This window comes from Acutalibacter muris, from assembly GCF_002201475.1.
Classification (GTDB): domain Bacteria; phylum Bacillota; class Clostridia; order Oscillospirales; family Acutalibacteraceae; genus Acutalibacter; species Acutalibacter muris.
This window is the reverse complement of record NZ_CP021422.1, coordinates 277,768-294,507: the sequence shown is the minus strand read 5'-3', so window position 1 is coordinate 294,507 and position 16,740 is coordinate 277,768. Positions and strand designations below refer to the sequence as shown.

At 59.2% G+C, this 16,740-nt stretch carries 14 protein-coding genes; 2 read left to right on the top strand and 12 right to left on the bottom strand.

Going from position 1 to position 16,740, the window contains the following annotated elements:
* The first annotated feature begins 15 nt into the window (after positions 1 to 15).
* Complete coding sequence (locus ADH66_RS01505) at positions 16 to 1,269, top strand: competence/damage-inducible protein A (RefSeq protein WP_066536609.1); 1,254 nt, start codon at positions 16 to 18, stop codon at positions 1,267 to 1,269.
* Between the two features lie 11 nt (positions 1,270 to 1,280).
* Positions 1,281 to 2,204, top strand: a complete 924-nt coding sequence (gluQRS, locus tag ADH66_RS01500) for a tRNA glutamyl-Q(34) synthetase GluQRS (RefSeq protein ID WP_257789557.1) — start codon at positions 1,281 to 1,283, stop codon at positions 2,202 to 2,204.
* A gap of 124 nt (positions 2,205 to 2,328) precedes the next feature.
* Here the strand turns inward: gluQRS and ADH66_RS01495 are convergent, their stop codons facing one another.
* From ADH66_RS01495 to pth, 12 genes are all read right to left on the bottom strand, one after another.
* Positions 2,329 to 2,985: a V-type ATP synthase subunit D gene (locus ADH66_RS01495; protein WP_066536615.1), complete on the bottom strand. Its 657-nt coding sequence runs from the start codon at positions 2,983 to 2,985 to the stop codon at positions 2,329 to 2,331.
* Positions 2,986 to 2,991: 6 nt separating this feature from the next.
* Positions 2,992 to 4,365 (bottom strand): V-type ATP synthase subunit B, encoded by a 1,374-nt coding sequence (locus tag ADH66_RS01490; RefSeq protein WP_066536618.1) that lies wholly within the window; start codon positions 4,363 to 4,365, stop codon positions 2,992 to 2,994.
* On the bottom strand, positions 4,365 to 6,134 hold the full coding sequence (locus ADH66_RS01485) for a V-type ATP synthase subunit A (protein ID WP_066536621.1): 1,770 nt from the start codon (positions 6,132 to 6,134) through the stop codon (positions 4,365 to 4,367). The genes ADH66_RS01490 and ADH66_RS01485 overlap by 1 nt, the downstream gene beginning before the upstream one ends.
* A 33-nt stretch (positions 6,135 to 6,167) precedes the next feature.
* Positions 6,168 to 6,488, bottom strand: a complete 321-nt coding sequence (locus tag ADH66_RS01480) for a V-type ATP synthase subunit F (protein ID WP_066536624.1) — start codon at positions 6,486 to 6,488, stop codon at positions 6,168 to 6,170.
* Complete coding sequence (locus ADH66_RS01475) at positions 6,481 to 7,443, bottom strand: V0D/AC39 family V-type ATPase subunit (protein WP_066536627.1); 963 nt, start codon at positions 7,441 to 7,443, stop codon at positions 6,481 to 6,483. Before ADH66_RS01475 ends, ADH66_RS01480 begins: the two co-directional genes overlap by 8 nt.
* 28 nt (positions 7,444 to 7,471) lie before the next feature.
* Complete coding sequence (locus ADH66_RS01470; RefSeq protein ID WP_066536630.1) at positions 7,472 to 8,083, bottom strand: V-type ATP synthase subunit E; 612 nt, start codon at positions 8,081 to 8,083, stop codon at positions 7,472 to 7,474.
* 40 nt (positions 8,084 to 8,123) lie between these two features.
* Positions 8,124 to 8,612, bottom strand: a complete 489-nt coding sequence (locus ADH66_RS01465) for a V-type ATP synthase subunit K (RefSeq protein ID WP_066536633.1) — start codon at positions 8,610 to 8,612, stop codon at positions 8,124 to 8,126.
* Positions 8,613 to 8,615: 3 nt separating this feature from the next.
* A complete protein-coding gene (locus ADH66_RS01460) occupies positions 8,616 to 10,640 on the bottom strand; it encodes a V-type ATP synthase subunit I (RefSeq protein WP_066536635.1) in 2,025 nt (674 codons plus the stop codon).
* Positions 10,641 to 10,657: 17 nt separating this feature from the next.
* Positions 10,658 to 10,975 carry a hypothetical protein gene (locus ADH66_RS01455; RefSeq protein WP_066536637.1) on the bottom strand — a complete coding sequence of 106 codons (318 nt, stop codon included), beginning with the start codon at positions 10,973 to 10,975 and terminating at the stop codon, positions 10,658 to 10,660.
* A gap of 261 nt (positions 10,976 to 11,236) precedes the next feature.
* The gene (locus tag ADH66_RS01450) at positions 11,237 to 12,400 is read right to left on the bottom strand and encodes a hypothetical protein (RefSeq protein WP_066536639.1); all 1,164 of its coding nucleotides are present in this window, start codon (positions 12,398 to 12,400) and stop codon (positions 11,237 to 11,239) included.
* A gap of 99 nt (positions 12,401 to 12,499) precedes the next feature.
* On the bottom strand, positions 12,500 to 15,967 hold the full coding sequence (gene mfd, locus ADH66_RS01445) for a transcription-repair coupling factor (RefSeq protein ID WP_066536641.1): 3,468 nt from the start codon (positions 15,965 to 15,967) through the stop codon (positions 12,500 to 12,502).
* Between the two features lie 10 nt (positions 15,968 to 15,977).
* Positions 15,978 to 16,577, bottom strand: coding sequence for an aminoacyl-tRNA hydrolase (pth, locus tag ADH66_RS01440; RefSeq protein WP_066536643.1), 600 nt, complete (start codon positions 16,575 to 16,577; stop codon positions 15,978 to 15,980).
* Positions 16,578 to 16,740 lie beyond the last annotated feature (163 nt).

Sequence of the window (16,740 nt, the reverse complement as noted above, 5' to 3'; positions counted from 1 at the left end):
ATGGAGGATGATAATATGAACGCAGAAATAATTTCCGTTGGCACCGAGCTCCTCTTGGGCGCGGTAGTCAACACCGACACGGCCATCGTGGCCCGGGCCCTATCTGAGCTGGGCATTGACCTTATGCACACCTGCGTGGTGGGGGACAACCCCCGGCGGCTTAAAGAAGCGGTAGAGGGGGCCATTGCCCGCAGCGGCCTGCTCATCATGACCGGCGGGCTGGGGCCCACCACCGATGACCTGACCAAGGAAACTACCGCCGCTGCGGCGGGTAAGAAGCTGGTGCTCCATGAGGAGAGCCTGCGGCGCATAGAGAACTACTTTAATGAGAAGCACGTGAGTGAAAACCAGGCAAAGCAGGCCTGGCTCCCGGAGGGTTGTACGGTGCTGCAAAATGACAACGGAACGGCCCCCGGCTGCGCGTTCCAAGCCGAAAATGGGTGCACGATAATTATGCTCCCCGGCCCTCCCTCTGAGCTTGCTCCAATGCTGGATAATTATGCTGTGCCTTACCTCAAAAAGAGTCAGGAGTACACCATCGTGTCCCATAACGTGCACATATATGGCAGGGGCGAGGCCCCGGTGGCCCAGATGATGGACGATCTGATGGACTCGGAGAACCCGACCCTGGCTCCCTATGCCAACGAGGGGGAGTGCTATTTGCGGGTAACGGCCAAGGCCCCCTCCCATGAGGAGGCCGACCAGATGTGCTGGCCTCTTATTGAAGAGATAAAAAAGCGTCTGGGGAATTTTGTGTATAGCGTTGACGTGGACAGTCTTGAGGAGCTGGTGGTAAAGGAGCTTTCGGCACAGGGCAAAACCCTTGCCACTGCCGAGTCCTGTACCGGGGGGCTTCTCAGTAAACGGATAACGGACGTGTCCGGGTCCTCGGGAGTGTTCCATATGGGCGTGGTTACCTACGCCAACGAGGCCAAAGAAGCCCTCTTAGGTGTGCCCCGCGAGGTTTTGGAGCAGCACGGCGCGGTCAGTGAGCAGACCGCCCGGGCCATGGCCGAGGGCATTGTAAAGCGCGGCGGAAGCGACTTGGGCGTGGGTATCACCGGGATAGCCGGGCCCGAGGGCGGTACAGCAGAGAAGCCTGTGGGGCTCATATACATCGCCCTCAGCGATGGCAGGGATACCTGGATAACGAAGCGCTCGCCCATAGGCCGTACAAAGAGCCGGGCTTGGCACAGACACTGTGCCGCCTCCCAGGCGCTGGACATGGTGCGCAGATACCTAGCGGGTATGCCGGTAATAGAGCCGTGACGCGGGAGGTTGTGGGTCGCTTTGCGCCCACCCCCAGCGGCAGTATGCATCTGGGGAACCTCTTTAGCTGTCTGCTGGCATGGCTGTCCGTCAGGGCCCAGGGCGGCAGGATAATACTGCGCATGGAGAATCTTGATACCCATCGCACCAGCCGGAAGTTCGCTGAACAGCTTATGCGGGACCTTGAGTTTCTGGGGCTGCACTGGGACGAGGGACCCTACTGGCAGTCGGAGCGCGGAGATTATTATCAGGAGTGCCTTGATAAGCTGAGTGTGCAAGGTCTTGTATACCCGTGCTTTTGCAGCCGGGCCGAGCTCCACGCCGCGAACGCGCCCCACGCTTCGGACGGGGACTATATATACCAGGGTACTTGCCGGGCGCTTACGGCGGCGGAGATCGCGGAGAAAAGCCGGAGCCGTGCCCCGGCCATGCGCCTGAGGGTAAGCGGTACGGTGGGCTTTAACGATTTGCACTACGGTTGGTATGAGCAGGATTTAGAGAGGGATTGCGGAGATTTTCTTCTGCGGCGGTCCGACGGGGTTTTTGCCTACCAGCTGGCGGTAGTGGCCGATGACGGTGCTATGGGGGTCACCCAGGTGGTTCGGGGGCGTGACCTGCTGAGCTCGACCCCCAGGCAGCTGTATCTTTATAAGCTTTTAGGGCTCCCCACGCCGGAGTTTGCCCATATACCTATGCTCCTTTCCGGGGACGGCAGGCGGCTGTCAAAGAGGGACGCTGACATGGGACTTGAAAAGCTTCGGGAGAGGTTCCTCCCGGAGGAGATTGTGGGCAGTCTGGGGTATCTGGCGGGTTTGCTGGATAGGCCGGAGGCGGTGAGGCCCCATGAGCTTGTACCGGCGTTCAGTTGGGAGAAGGTGCCTATGGAGGATATCTATCTGCCGTCAGACTTATTTGACCGATCCAGCCGGTCTTAGGCTGGCAGGGTGTGGGGCGGTGCCCCACGACCTTGCCGTAGGGAGCGACCTGTGCTCCCGGAGGCCCCAAACATACTCCAGAAAAAGAAAAAGCAGGGTGAAAACCCTGCTTTTTGTGCGTGTGTCAGAAGGTCTCGTAATTATGCGCGTCTTTCAGCACCATATCCTTGACCTTCATCAGTCTGATCTGCGTGGACCGCTCGTTCTCGTCCAGCTTCATGGAGATGTACTTGATATTGGCCTGAAGCTCGGGTATCATCACGTGCTCCAGGGCGTTGACCCTGCGGCGGGTCTTCTCTATCTCCACGGCCATCAGCTGGCAGGACTTTTCTATCTCCGCCAGTTTCAGCATATCCGGGAAGATGTCCGCCAGTGACTGCACCGCGCCGTCCAGATCGCTGGAGGTAAAGGCGAAGCCGTAGGAGAAGATATCGTTCTGGTCGGGGGTGCGGGTCTTGAAGTCGAAGGTAGGTATCTCCACGCTCATGACGTTCTCCATACCGGCCTCAACGGACACCCGCTGCTTTGGGGCCAGCATGGCGGTATTGAGCACCTGGTCCTGCATACCCGCCCGGGCCAGCAGAAAGTTCTTGTTAGCGGCTTTTATGCCCTTTTCCACCTGCTCGCGGAGGGTCTTGTTCTCCCGTACCTTCTCCAGGAACTGGCGCATTAACTCATCCCGCTTGTCTTTCAGGAGCTTATGGCCCCGGGTTGCGGTAACCAGCTTCTTTTTAAGGCGCGTAAGCTCCATGCGGGTAGGGGTTATCTGTTTACTCGCCAAGGCCCATCACACCTTTCCGTAATACTGATCCAGGAACTTGTCGTTAATACGTTTAAGCTCGGAGCGGGGGAGTATGGACAGGAGTTTCCAGCCGATGTCCAAGGTCTCCTCGATATCCCGGTTGGCGGTATAGCCCTGGGAGACGTACTCGCTCTCGAAGGCATCCGCAAATTTGGCATAGAGCTTGTCAATCTCTGTCAGAGCCGCCTCGCCCAAAACAACCATCAGCTCCTTGGACTCCTTGCCGCGGGCATATGCCGCGAACAGCTGGTTCATGGTAGCCGCGTGGTCAGCGCGGGTACGGCCCTCGCCAATACCCTTGTCCTTCAGACGGCTAAGAGAGGGCAGCACGTCAATGGGCGGAGTCACGTTCTTGCGGTACAGCTCCTGGCTCAGGATTATCTGACCCTCGGTGATGTAGCCGGTAAGGTCGGGGATGGGGTGGGTCTTGTCGCCCTCAGGCATGGTCAGGATGGGTATCATGGTGATGGAGCCGGTCTTGCCCTTCTGACGGCCAGCGCGCTCGTAGAGAGTGGCAAGGTCCGTGTACATATAGCCGGGATAGCCGCGGCGGCCTGGAACCTCTTTACGGGCGGCGGAAACCTCACGGAGGGCGTCGGCGTAGTTGGTAATGTCGGTGAGTATGACCAGCACGTGCATATTCTTCTGGAACGCCAGGTATTCGGCGGCGGTCAACGCCATCTTGGGGGTGGCGATACGCTCGACGGCGGGGTCGTTTGCCAGGTTCACAAACATAACCGTGCGGTCAATAGCGCCGGTCTCCCTAAAGCTCTGCACAAAGAAGTTTGACTCCTCAAAGGTGATGCCCATGGCCGCGAAGACCACCACGAAGGGGTCGTTGGTGCCGCGCACCTTTGCCTGGCGGGCAATCTGGGCTGCCAGCTGGGCGTGGGGCAGGCCGGAGGCGGAGAAGATGGGCAGCTTCTGGCCGCGGACCAGGGTGTTCAGTCCGTCGATAGCGGAAACGCCGGTCTGGATGAACTCCTGGGGATAGTTGCGGGCGGCGGGGTTCATGGGCAGACCGTTGATGTCAACGCGCATATCCGGCAGGATTTCCGGGCCGTCGTCAATGGGGCGGCCCAGGCCGTCGAACACGCGGCCCAGCATATCCTCGCTGACCCCCAGCTCCATGCTGTGGCCCAGGAAACGCACCTTTGAATTGCTGAGGTTGATACCTGTGGAGTTTTCAAAGAGCTGCACCAGGGCGTTGCCCTCGTTTATCTCCAGGACGCGGCAACGGCGGCGCTCGCCGTTTGCCAGCTCTATCTCCGCAAGCTCGTCATACGCCACGTTCTCCACGTCGCGCACCAGCATAAGAGGGCCTGCCACTTCCTGGATAGTCCTATATTCCTTTGGCATTAGAAGTCCTCCTTTGCGTTTTTAGCTTCGTTTACTTCCTTATCGAGCTCTGTCATCACCTGGTCAAAGGTGGAGGCAGCGTTCTCGGGCAGGGTGTACTTATAGCGGCCTATCTGCTCTCTAACCGGCAGGTCGATGAGCTTCTGGATATCTGCCCCGGCGTTCAGGGCGGCCAAAGCCTTGTCGTAGTAGGCGGCTATCAGCTGCATCATCTTGTGCTGCTTGTCAAGGGGAGTGTAGGTGTCCACCTCGTCGAAGGAGTTCTGGTGCAGGAAGTCCTCGCGGATAGACCTTGCGACCTCCAGCTTCAGGCGCTCGGGGGCGCTCAAAGCGTCCATACCGACCAGCTGTACGATTTCCTGCAATTCAGATTCGTCCTGCAAAAGCCCCATAAGCTTTGTACGCATATCTATCCAGTCCGGGGCAACCTTGTTGTTAAACCACTCTGCGATATTGTCCAGGTACAGTGAATAGCTGGTCAGCCAGTTGATGGCCGGGAAGTGGCGCTGCTGGGCCAGAGCGGAATCCAGGCCCCAGAACACCTTTACTATACGCAGGGTAGCCTGAACCACCGGGTCGGAGTTGTCGCCGCCGGAGGGGGAGACAGCGCCGATAACGGACAGGGAGCCCTCGCGGTCGTCGCCGCCCAGAGTCTTGACATAGCCGGCGCGCTCGTAGAACTGCGCAAGACGGCTGCCAAGGTATGTGGGGTAGCCCTCCTCGCCAGGCATCTCCTCCAGACGGCCGGACATCTCTCGAAGGGCCTCGGCCCAGCGGGAGGTGGAGTCGGCCATCAGGGCCACGGAGTAGCCCATGTCGCGGAAATATTCGGCGATGGTGATGCCGGTGTAGACGGAGGCCTCCCGGGCCGCCACGGGCATATCGGAGGTGTTGGCGATAAGCACCGTGCGCTCCATCAGGGACTTGCCGGTTTTGGGGTCCACCAGCTCCGGGAACTCGTTCAGAACGTCGGTCATCTCGTTGCCGCGCTCGCCGCAGCCGATATAGACCACGATATCAGCCTCCGCCCACTTTGCCAGCTGGTGCTGGATAACGGTCTTGCCCGAGCCGAAGGGGCCGGGGACCGCCGCCACGCCGCCCTTTGCGATGGGGAACATGGTGTCCACCACCCGCTGGCCGGTGACCAGGGGCATATTGGGGGAGAGCTTCTGCTTATAGGGCCGCCCCTGGCGGACAGGCCACTTCTGCATAAGGCCCACCTGCTTGGGGCCGTCCTTGGTCTCCACGGTGGCCACCATGTCGGTGACCTTGTACTTTCCGGCCTTTATCTCGGTTATCTTGCCCTCGATGCCCACGGGCACCATTATCTTGTGAGAAACCACTTCTGTTTCCTGCACGGTGCCGATGATGTCGCCGGGAGCTACCTCGTCGCCGGCCTTCTTGGTGGGAACGAAGTCCCACTCCAGGTCCCGCTTCAGAGAGGGAACCTCAACGCCGCGCTGGAGGTTGTTGCCGGAGATCTTCATGATGTCGTCCAGCGGGCGCTGGATGCCGTCATAAATGCTGGTGATAAGGCCGGGCCCAAGCTCCACGCTCATGGGCACGCCGGTGGATTCCACCGGCTCCCCGGGGGCCAGGCCGGAGGTCTCCTCGTACACCTGTATGGAGGCCTCGTCGCCGTGTATCTCTATTATCTCGCCGATAAGGCGGCGCTCACTTACGCGCACCACGTCGAACATATTGGCGTCGCGCATACCCTTGGCGATAACGAGAGGTCCGGCTATTTTTTTGATGGTACCATTGCTCATGTTTACCGATCACCTTTTTTCTCGTATTATTTTTTAGTTGCCGTTGAAAATGATGTCAGAGCCCACGGCCTGCTCCACCGAGCGCTTCACCATGTCGATGCCGTACCCGGTGTTTCCGTGCACCCCCGGTATGGGGATAACGGCGGGCATAAGGCTCTCCCGGCAGCGGTCAAGCTCCCCCGGTATCTCCTTGGCCAGGGCCTCGGTAATATACACCACGGCGTAGTCCTGCTCTGAGAGCCGCCGGAGGGTATGGGCGCCCTCGTCGCCGCTTTGGACCGGGAATACCTCCAGCCCCAGGGCCGCGAAGCCGTAGATGCTGTCGCGGTCGCCCAAAACTGCAATCTTATACATACATATCCCTCAGTCTTTCCCGGACCATGCCGTCGTCCAGCTCGTTTAACTTGCCGGAGAGTATGATCCGCACGGTGTTTATTTCGTTCCTCCTCGCCAGCACATAGGCGAAAAGGGGTCCCACGGTGAAGGGGTTCATCTTCTGCTCCTTGATAAGGTCCATAACCCTGTCGTCGCAGTATTTTTCAAAGGCGGAGTAGGACTCCCGAAGCTTCTCCGCGGCCTCGCCGTAGGGCGTTACCGTAAGATAGCCGAACAGTTCCTCAAGGCTCTTGCAGGCCGCTGCCGCCAGGGAAACCGCGTCCAAAGTCCCGCAGGGGACCAGCGCGGACTCTAAAAACGCGCGGCTCTTGCCGGTTTTGCAGGCGCGCACAGCTATCTTGATGTCGGAGATGGCCACTGTCAGCTCGGCGTAATCCCGAAGGATATCCACCCCGCTCTCCCGGCCGCAGCGCAGCAGGTCCACAAGGCAGGCCTTATCAAGTATCACGTCGCAGAGCTGGCCGTCCTGGGTCTCAAGCAGAGTGTGATAGGCCTCGTCGGCGGCCGCCGCCATGGTCTCGGGAAGGTCGGAAAAATCGCCCTCCCTGACACAGCGGAGCATCACCTGGGGGTCAACGGCCCCGCCGGGCAGGAACACGTCGTGGGGCTCCACTCCGGTGACCACCGTTTTAATGGCGGCCTTCAGGTTGTTATAGTCGGTGGGGTATAAAAGCACGTTAAAGGGCGTCAGGTCGTCCGTCAGCTCGTGGATGAAGGCCCAGGTCTTTTCCTCCTCGCCGGCAAGAACAGCCTCCGCAGAGAGGTCGCCGCCGCCCCAGCCCTTGTCTGATAATGTCCTGAGGCACTCGCCATAGGTCCTGCAGGCCATCAGCTGGTCCACGTCCTGGCGGCTGAGAAGACTGAGCTCCCTGGAGCGCACCCTCGCCACCGCGTAGATGTATTCTTCAGTCATAGAGGCAGTTTCCTTTCTCCCTGCGTACTCATGCCGTCGGGGCAGCAGCTTGGCTGCTGAACAGCAGCCTGCCCGCCGTATCCCTCAGCTCCTCATAGGCGTCCTCGAAAATGGCCCGGAAGGTGCAGTTGATATCGACGCCGCCGTATACCAGCAGGAAACCGCTCTCAACGTCGTGGGCCTTTGGGGAGATGGTCACCTGCGCCCCGGGGACCGCCTTGCGCATACGGGACAGGAAGTCGTCCGGCAGCCGCTCAAGGTCCCTCGCGTTCAGGTGCAGCTCGCCCTGGCCCTCCCGGGCAAAGCGGGTGTAAAGGGCCAGAAGGGTGTCGAAATACTCGCCGTCGGGGGCCTCCTCAAAGGTCCTCCGGGCGGCGTCCACGGTCTCGCCGATAAGCTGCTGCTTAAACACCAGCATCTGGTTTCTCTGCTCCAGCTCCGCAGCGGACTTGGCCCTGTCGCGGAGGTCCTGGGCCTGGCGCTCGCCGTCCTTCAGGATCGCGCGCACCTGCTCGGCGCCCTTTTCCTTGAAGCCCTCGGAGATCTCGCCGGCCTTTTTTCTGGCCTCCTCAAGAATCTCTTCTGCTTCCTTCTGGCCGTCACCGGCTATCTGGCTTAAAATGGATTCCAGTCCGGTCATGGATCTGCCTCCTCTCTCTTATGTATTGCCGCGCCCATTCTTACAGGCCGGCGATGCTGGTGATGGAGAGGATGGAGATCAGAAGGGCCAGAACCGCGTAGGTCTCGACCATGGCGGGGAAGATCATGGACTTACCGAACTGGTCGGGCTTCTTGGCAACAAGGCTGATAGAGGAGACAGAGGCCTTGGCCTGCCACTTTGCGGAAACCATGCCCACGATGGCCATGGGCAGGCAGGCGGCCAGGTACAGAAGGCCCTTCCACAGGCTGTCGGGAGCGGTGCCGCCCAGAACGCCTATCTGGGTAAGGGTCACGAAGCCGATAAGCAGGCCGTAAATGCCCTGGGTGCCGGGCAACAGCTGAAGGATAAGGACCTTACCGAACTTGGAGGGGTCCTCGGTCACAACGCCCGCGGCCGCCTGGCCGGTCATGCCAACGCCGACGGCGGAGCCGATGCCGCCCATGAGAGCCGCCAGGACAGCGCCCAGCAGCGCGAACACAACGCCTAAAGAGTCCCAATTGAATTCCATTTCTTATTCCTCCGTAATCTTAAAGTGTTTTGTATTTGCGGCGAAGGGCTCAAATTTTTGCCCGCCGCCCTCATAGAACTTGCCGAAGAACTCCACGTACTGCAAGCGGTTGGTATGTACGTATGCTCCCAGCAGGTTGATGAGCAGGTTGAGAACATGGCCGATAACGAACACCAGAATGAACAGTATCGCGCCGATAACGCCGCCGCCGGCCATGGTGCCCAGCATATTGAACACCTGGGCGATAACGCCTGTGGCAAGGCCCAGGGCCAGAAGGCGGGAATAGGACAGAATATCCGACAGCCAGCTGGACACGCCGTAGAGCCCGTAAAGGCCCTTGAGTAAGCGCTTGAAGCCCCGGCTCTCCCGGCCGCTGGTGGCGATGATGCCCACCGCGCCGATGGCGGCGAACACCAGGGCTATGGTGATGACTATAGACGGAATGGGCAGGTCAAGGCCCATCATGTCCTTGAACATATCGCTGCCCACAAGGGCGATGATAAGGCCGCCCACCAGCATATACCAGAAGCCGCTGTCATACAGGGCGTCCAGGTACTTTCCTCGCCGGCAATACTGGTATATCTGCATTCCAAGGCCCGCGAACAGGTGGATTATGCCCAGCAGGAAGCTAAAGAGCATAAGCCTCATGGGGTCGTCTAAGGGCGCGAACCACAGGGGCGGCACATTTACCTCGTTTCCGAAGAAGGTCCTGGTGATAACCGGGATAGCGTCGCCGAAATAGCTGCCGAACATCACACCCCAGAACATAGTCGATATTCCGCAGAAGAAGAACATACGCATGGTCTTGCGCAGGCCCTCCTCTATGTTTTTGAACTTTAAGAGCACGATGCCGCAGGCAAGGGAGATCAAAAACCCGTATGCCGCATCTGAGAGCATCATGCCAAAGAGCACGTAGTAGAACACGCACATGACCCTTGAGGGGTCCACCTCCCATTTGCCGGGAAGGCTGTAGCCCTCCAGCACCCCTTCGACCGGCGCGCCAAAAAAGCCGTTCTTCAGCTTTACGGGCAGCTCCTCGTCAGGAGAGGGGGTTTCCAGCTCCACCAGAGCGTCGTACTTCTGCTCCAGGGCCTGCTTCAGCCCGTCGGCCCGGGCGGCCGGGACGTAGCCGGTGAGATAGAACACGTGCCGGCTCTGCCAGAGCTCGCCCAGAACCTGGTACTTATCCGCCCGCATGGTGTAGTAGTCGGCGGTGAAAAGCAGCTCCTCGCGCTTTTCGGCGTAGGACATGATCTCTTGCTTTGCGGAGTCTATCTCGCCCTGTGCCGCCTTGATGCGCTCTTTTAGCTCCTTCACTCTCTCGGGCGGGGCGGTCTTGCTGGGGGCGGCGGGATAGGTGAAGCCCATGCCGCGAAGGGCCGGCTCCAGCTTTACTCCGTACTTACCAAGGCATACCACGAACACACAGGTCTGCTGGGGCTGGGTGCTTATGACCTCCACCTCCACGCCCTCCACCTCGGGGGCGCTCTGTGCTATCATGGCCTTTATCTCCCCTTCGGTGAACTCTTCGGGGAAGGAGCCGATGAACACGCTGGTGGAATTGGTACCGATGGTGCGCATAGACACGTCCAGGCCCCTCCAGGGCTTCAAGGCGTCGATCTGGGCTTCAAGTCTTGCGATCTCCGCCTGCTGGTCCGTAATGCGTTTGCCCAGGGCGCTTATCCTGCCGGCTGTTTTTGTCAGCTCCGGGGCGCTTTGGGCGGTCTCATCATACTCTCTAACGCCTATGCTCTTTCTTCCCTCAAGCATGGAAAGCATGGGCTTTTTAAAGGAGGCGTAGGTATCCAGCACCTCCACAGCGGAGCTGATGAGCTGAGCGTTTTTCTCGAATGTCTGCCTGGCAGAGGCCGTATCCGTCTTGGCGAAGGGGCCGTCGTTCAGTTCCTCGCCGGTCTCTTTGGGAAAGCTGACCTGTACGGCGGCTCTGCGCTGCAGCATCTCAAGGATTTTTTTGCGGTTGTTCTTCAGCGCGTACACATGTATGCGCTTCATTTCCACTACCGCCATTCTGCATCGAACCTCCTTTAGGCCTTGCCCAAAACGATTTTGCGGATCTCCTCTGCCACCCGGGCGCCGTTCGCCCCGGCGGACTTGCGCAGCTCCTCCTGTAAAGCGAGGGTCTGCTCCCGGACGGCGGCGCGGGTCTTCTCTGCGTCCGCCCGGGCTACGCCGCAGAGCACATCGGCCTTTTTGCGGGCCTCCTTGGCGGCGGCCTTCAGGGCTTCTGCGCCCTGGGATTCGGCCTCGGCAGTGATCCTTTCGCCTTCTTCCTTGGCATGCAGCACCGTGTTGCGCGCTTTTAGCTCGGCATCACTGATGGCCTGCATGGTCTCTTTCGCCAAACTTCTTCACCTCCTGCTGATAGCCTCAATGTAGTTTTGATAATATAAGGTTGCACTGTGCGCCCCTATAAATTATAGGCACACAGACACAAGGATATTATACCCCTTATATTCCCAAATGTCAAAACTAAAATTCCAAAAAAGAGGTTAAAAATTCAATAACACTATGCGCTGTTCCCCTGGGCAGAGAAACGACAATATAGAGCAAAAAAAGCTCCGCCGCAAGGGGGCTCTCCCTCCTGCGGCGGGCTTAAATATTTTTTATTCGCTTTCTGAGCTCTCTGCGCTTTCAGAGCTTGCAGAACTCTCGGAACTCTCGGAGCTCTCAGTCTGTGAGCTCGCCCCGCCGGAGCTTTCAGAGCTTTCTGCGGAGGAAACGCCGTTCTTGCCCATGACGTTCGCCACCTTCGAGGGATTTATGCCGTTTATGGCGCTCTGGTTTATCTCGACGTCCATAGTCCTGCCCTGGTCAATGGTGTACTGGGAGAAGTCCTCCGCCTTCATCTCAGTGAGAAGGCCCGTAACCCGGGACTCGTCCTCTATGAGCGCCTTGAAGTCCTCCTCTATATCCAGCCTCTGTACAATATAGTACCTAGTGGTGGTCTCCGCAAAGGCGGCCCCGCCGTTCTTCAGGGGCTCCAGCGCGTCGGTAAAGACGCTGCTGAGGTTGTCCCGCTTATAGGCCATGGGCGCGTTCAGGTCGGGCTCTGTGCCGTGCAGGGCGGAGTAGTTGCCGGAGACGGTATCAAGGTCCGCGCGGCCGCTGTTTACAAGCTCTGCCTGGTCCTCAAGATATTCCTTGATACCGGCCTTTTCGTCGTCGTCCATGTCTGTGGAGTTGCCCTCCTCGTCGGTGGTGGTAAGGCCCACGGACATGTAACGGTAGTACACGTATTCTTCGGTGTAGTAGTCGTGCATTTCCTCCTCGGAGAGCTCCATCTCGCCGCCCTTGCCGTACATCACGCCCAGAAGCTTTGAGAGCTTGGCGTTATAGACGGAGTAGGCCTCCTCAAAGGAGCTCTCGGCGATGCCCATATTCTCGAAGGGCTCTCTGTAATAGCTCCACATACTGTCTGTGACGTAATCCACAGAGTCCAGCTCCTCCTCGTCGAGAGCAAGGCCCAGCTCGTTGAACTTCTGGTTCACGTAGCAGTAGGAATAGAGATAGTCCATGGCCTTGGACTTTACCCACTCCGTGGCGCTCTGTCCGTCCAGGTCGGCCTTCAGCACCTCGCTGCCCGTACCCACCTTCCCGGCGGCCTCGGAGTAGGCGCTGGAGAGGTAGTAGATGTATCCGCCAATGGGCAGGGTGCTGTCCCCGGACTTTACGGCCCATGTCTTGTTCTCGCTGTAGCAGCCGGTAAGGCCCGCGCACATGGCCAGGGCCATTACCCCGGCGGCGGCGCGCTTGAAAATTTTTGTCATAGATACACTGTCCTTTCTTTTAAACAGGCCGCAAAAAGCCTGCTTTTTCCTGAAATCAAACTGGAACTCCCCTATTATACCGCAAAACTTCGCAAATGTCTACTCATTTTCCCCCATGATTTTTAAAACCCTTGAAAGGACCTCAAGAGGAGGAGCCCCCCCCAGCTTCACGCTGAGATAGGGCTTGCTGCCGGCGCTGACCATCACCTGGCCGTTCATGGCCTTTATGAGCCGCTCCACCTGGGCCATGTCCACCTCGCGCTGGTACAGAAGCAGGGAGTCGTTCTGCTGCTTTATCTCGTTTATGCCCAGCCACGCCGCCCTGCCCCGGAGCAGAGCTATCTCTATAAGCCCCCTGACAGCTTCGGGCGGCTCTCCAAAGCGGTCGATGAGCTCGTCGGTCACGTCTAAAGCGTCCTCCTGGTCCTGAATCCCGGCTATCCTGCGGTAGACCTCCAGGCGCAGGTCTATGCTCTCGATATAGTCCTCGGGAATATGGGCCGAAACCTGCATATCCACCGTGCAGCCCTCGTCCACCGGGGCCTTTACCTCCTCGCCCTTCATAAGGCTGACGGCCTCGTTTAAAAGCTTCACGTACATATCATAACCCACGGCCTCCATATGGCCGTGCTGCTCCCCGCCCAGCACATTGCCCGCGCCCCGTATCTCCAGGTCCCGCATGGCTATCTTGAAGCCCGAGCCGAACTCCGTAAACTCCCTTATGGCCGAGAGCCGCTTCTGGGCTATCTCCTGCAGGGACTTATTGGGGGTATAGGTGAGGTAAGCGTAAGCCCTTCTGGAGCTTCTGCCCACCCGGCCCCGGAGCTGGTGAAGCTGTGAAAGGCCCATCCGGTCCGCGTTTTCTATTATAAGGGTGTTGGCGCTGGGCACGTCCACGCCGGTCTCTATAATGGTCGTGCACACCAAAATATCTATCTCATGGTCCAGAAGCTGCCGCCAGACTTCGCTTAGCTCCTCCTCGTCCATCTTCCCGTGGCCGAAGCCCACCCTCGCTTCGGGTATGGCCTCCTGGAGCCTTGCCGCCGTGCGGGAGATGGAGGCGGTGTCGTTATGGAGATAGTACACCTGCCCGCCGCGCCGGAGCTCCCTTCTGATGGCGTCACATATCACGCCGTTGTCGTGCTCCATCACATAGGTCTGCACCGGGTGCCGGTCCTGTGGGGCCTCCTCTATCACCGACATATCGCGGATACCCGACAGGGCCATGTTAAGGGTCCGGGGAATAGGTGTGGCCGAGAGGGTCAGCACGTCCGCCCGGCTGCAAAGTGCCTTCAGCTTTTCCTTCTGTGCCACGCCGAAGCGCTGCTCCTCGTCGATTATCACCAGCCCCAGGTCCTTGAACTTCACGTCCTTTGACACCAGCCTGTGGGTGCCCACCACTATATCCACGGCCCCGCGCTTCAGACGCTTTAAAGTTTCCTCCTGCTGCTTGGGGCTTCTGAACCGGGAGAGAAGCCCCACGTCAATGGGAAAGCCCTCCATGCGTCTTAAAATGGTCTGGTAATGCTGCCAGGCGAGAATGGTGGTGGGCACCAAGATCGCGCACTGCTTGCCCCCGGTCACACACTTGAACGCCGCCCGCAGCGCCACCTCGGTCTTGCCAAAACCCACGTCCCCGCATAAGAGCCGGTCCATGGGCACGGCGCGCTCCATGTCGGATTTTATTTCTCCCACACAGCGCAGCTGGTCGTCGGTCTCCTCGAACTCGAACCGGCTCTCAAAGTCCCGCTGCCATTCCCCGTCCTCCGGGAAGGGGAAGCCCTCCTGCTGCATACGCTTGGCGTAGAGCTCTATAAGCTCCTTGGCTATATTCTTTACCGCCGCACGGACCCGCTGCTTTTTCTGCTGCCAGTCCGCGCCGCCCAATCTGCTGAGCCTTATGCCGGAGTCCTCCCTGGGGCCGATATACTTCGATACCATATCAAGCTGGGTAACCGGCACGTATAAAGAGTCGTTGCGCGCATAGCGTATCAGTATATAGTCCTTCTCAATGCCGTTCATCTCCACCTTATGGATGCCCTCAAATACGCCGATGCCGTGGGTGGCGTGTACCACGTAATCCCCGGGAGAGAGCTCCGACAGGCTGGAGATCTCCCTGGCGTTCTTATTCTTCTTTATCTTTTTTACGGCGGCCCCGGCGGCTATCCTTCCTCGGGAAATAAGGGCAAAGTCCGCGTCCGGCCAGTCGAAGCCCGCCGAAAGGGAGCCCGGCACCACCGTCACGGTGCCCTTCGCGGCGGTGGAGGGGTCCTCAATATACGCCGCCGGAAGTCCCGACTGCTTTAAGTCCTCCGCAAGGGCCTTGCCCGCCCGCTCCGTGCCCGAAAGCACCACGCAGGCCCGCCCCTGCCTGAGCAGGGCCGAAAGGTCCTCCTGCAAAAGCTGGACCCCGCCGCCCCAGGCCGGGAACTGCCGGACGGTGATGTTCACAAGGGTTTTGGTGGGTATCTCATAGGTGCCCCGGGCGAACACGTCCATAAAGAAGCTGGGCGCCCGCTGGGCCTGCGAGAGAGCATACTCCCAGGTCTCGGAATATTTGTCCAGCCCCTTGCAGAGCAGCCCGTCCTCAAGATATGAGGTCAGGTCCTCGGACCACTGGACCAGGGTTGTCCTCACCCGCTCCTTTAATCTTGTGCCCTCTGAGAAAACAATCAAGCTGTCCCTTTCGTTGAAGTAGTCGAACAGCGTGGCCGGGCGCTCGTACACCAGCGGGAGATATTTGTCCATACACCCAATACTAAGGCCGTCAGCAAGCTTTTGGGCTTCGGCCATAAGTATCTCTTTGGCCTTGGGGGCCCTCTTGCCCCTGAGGGACTTCGAGAGGGCCTCTATCCTCTTTATAAGCGCGGCGCGGTTCTGAGGTATCACCTCCGTGCAGGGGGCAAGGGTGACCTCCGGGAGTGGGTCCGTGCGCCGCTGGGTGGCGGGGTCGAAGCTGGAGATAGAGTCTATCTCGTCCCCCCAGAACTCCACCCGCACCGGCAGCGGGGCATTGGGGGAGAAAAAGTCCACTATCCCGCCCCGGCGGCTGAACTGGCCCGGGCCCTCTATCTGGTCCTCCCGGGTATAGCCGCAGGAGGTAAGGGCGGATAAAAGCTGGTCTATGGAAAGGGCCTGGCCGGAGCTTAAAGTGAATAACCGCCGGTCCAGCTCCTCCGGGCCCAGAGTGAGCTGCAGTGCCGCGTCTATACAGCTTACAATGCAGTCGCAGGAGCCGTCACGAAGCCGGGAGAGGGCCCGTAAGCGCTGGCGCTCATATTCGTGGGAGGACACGGCGGAGTCCCGGAAGTTAAAGTCCCTCAGAGGGTAATTTGCCGGGTTAAGTCCCAGGCTCTTCAAGTCCTCGGTAAAGCGCTGGGCCTCCGCCTCGTCGGCGGCGACAACAAGAGCCCTTTTGCCGGAACCCTTCATGAGCCCCGCAGTCAGTACGCATTTGTGCACCCCGGACACTCCCGCCGCCACGGCAGGGGTGTCCCCGGAGCTAAGCGCTCTTTGCAGCTGAACGTATTCGGGAGAGCGGGAGAGGGCTGAAAAAATTGACCTCATAATATCGACCTCAGTTATATAAATTCATGGCCCGGTCGGTTTCGCCCCGGACTATGAGCTCTGCGGCGGCCGAGGCCTTGTCAAGGGCGGCATCCAGCTCCTTAAGGTCGGCGTCACTGAATTTTGAGAGCACCCAGTCGGCAAGGTTAAAGTCCGGGTGGGGCTTCTGCCCCACGCCAAGCTTTATCCGGGGGAACTGGTCGGAACCGGAGAGGTATATGATATTCTTCATGCCGTTATGCCCGCCGTCGCTGCCCTTGCGCCGCACCCGAAGCTTCCCCGGCGGCAGGTTTATGTCGTCGAAAATTATCAGCGTGCGCTCAGGCGGAACCTTGTAAAAGCCCATGGCCTCCCGCACGGACTGACCGCTCAAATTCATGAAGGTGCCGGGCTTCAGCAGCAGCACGTGCCCGCCCCCAAGGGCGCACTCCCCGGTGACTCCCTTGAAGCGTATCCTGCGCATATCCGCGCCCATCTTCTGCGCCAGCCGGTCCACGGCCATGAAGCCCGCGTTATGCCTTGTGCCCTCATATTCCCTCCCCGGGTTTCCAAGGCCCGCTATGATAAAGTCCACCGGCCCCGGGGCCGCCTGCCTTCCAGAAAAAAACATCGGTATCTCCTCCTTGAACACGACAACCTGGCGGGAGGGAGGGCCCGCCCGCCTGTGCGTGGACTATTTTAGCATGGTTTTCGGGGGTTTGCAAGGGATATATAGGGGACCTGCGCGGCCTCGCTGATATTATTCTTGCATTTGGCAGGAATATCTGGTATCA